This is a genomic window from Oscillibacter sp. CU971 (assembly GCF_905219725.1).
Taxonomy (GTDB): Bacteria; Bacillota; Clostridia; order Oscillospirales; family Oscillospiraceae; genus Oscillibacter.
Map to the genome: position 1 here is coordinate 1 of NZ_CAJMXG010000507.1, position 1,311 is coordinate 1,311.

Here is a 1,311-nt window from a genome sequence, read left to right on the forward strand (position 1 = left end):
TCTGGGCTTTCCAACGATGCTGACATCGTCGAATTACTCTGGCAGATTTTGGGTGCGATTATCAGGCCATTTGTCCGCTGGGACCAATGTGCCTGGCTGTATTCGGCGTCGGGCAATTCCGGCAAGGGCACGCTCTGTGAGCTCATGCGTAATCTGTGTGGACGCGGGAGCTACGCAAGTATATCCCTGAGTGACTTCTCGAAAGACTTCCATCTGGAGCCGCTGATACATTCCAGTGCGATTATCGTTGACGAGAACGACGTCGGCGTGTATCTTGACAAAGTGGCGAACTTGAAAGCCGTTATCACGAATGACGTGATTTTGATTAACCGGAAGTTCAAGACGCCTGTATCCTATCAATTCTTTGGATTCATGGTCCAGTGCCTGAACGAGTATCCCAGAATCCGGGATACGTCCGAGAGTTTCTATCGCCGGCAGCTGTTTATCCCGTTCGACAAGTGCTTTACCGGCATGGCCCGGAAGTACATAAAAGACGATTATCTGAGCCGGAAAGAAGTTCTTGAGTACGTCTTGTTCAAAGTCTTGAACATGAATTATTATAAATTATCTGAGCCAGCGGCTTGCCGGTTTGTCTTGGAAGACTACAAGGAATATAACAACCCGATTCAGCTGTTCGCTGAAGAAGTGATTCCGGAGACTGTCTGGGGCATTCTGCCGTTCGGATTCCTGTATGATTTATATAAAGCCTGGTTCATTCAGAACTCGCCGTCTGGCAAAATCCAGGGTCGCAACACGTTCGTGAAAGAGATTGCCGATATGGCCGAAGCTGGTAAGATTCCCGGTTTCACGACATTTGGGCGCAAGAATGCTATGCGGCCGAAGAAGCTCATGGATACGCCAGAGCCTTTAATCCTGGAATACAAGCTCGAACGTTGGATGAGTCCGACTTACCGCGGGAATGACCCTCAGCAAATCTGTGTGCCTAAGCTCAAAGCGACTTACACAGGTCTCATTCGCATTGGCAATGAAGATGAAGCGGCGATGCCGGTGGCGTCGGTTCAGGCTGATGATTTGGTTAAGCAAGCTTTAGCCGAAACCGGCGGAGAAACCTGCGGCGAAGATAAGGCCACTTAAATATACAGAACAATGGCACCTACCACACGGGTGCCATTGTTCTTACTTATGCCGGAAATATGCGCGGGAATGTTTGAGCCTGAAAAACCATTTTTCGCAACTTTTGAGAGAAAATGCCCGTCTGAAATTGGAATCTGAAAAAAACGTACAAGGCCATACAGCCGGGAAGAAAAGCGAGCAAGAGCGTAAGAACATTGCCAAACACTCAGGCTTTGT

Annotated in this window: 2 protein-coding genes; one reads left to right on the forward strand and one right to left on the reverse strand. The window is 48.7% G+C overall.

The features are described 5' to 3' along the window. The coding region (locus JX325_RS16970) for a phage/plasmid primase, P4 family (protein ID WP_243414158.1) at positions 1-1,095 on the forward strand (1,095 nt) is incomplete at its 5' end. Here JX325_RS16970 and JX325_RS16975 read toward each other — a convergent pair. Beyond that, positions 1,092-1,311, reverse strand: a 220-nt coding sequence (locus JX325_RS16975; protein ID WP_204792192.1) for a hypothetical protein, incomplete at its 5' end; no start/stop codon positions are given. The genes JX325_RS16970 and JX325_RS16975 overlap by 4 nt on opposite strands.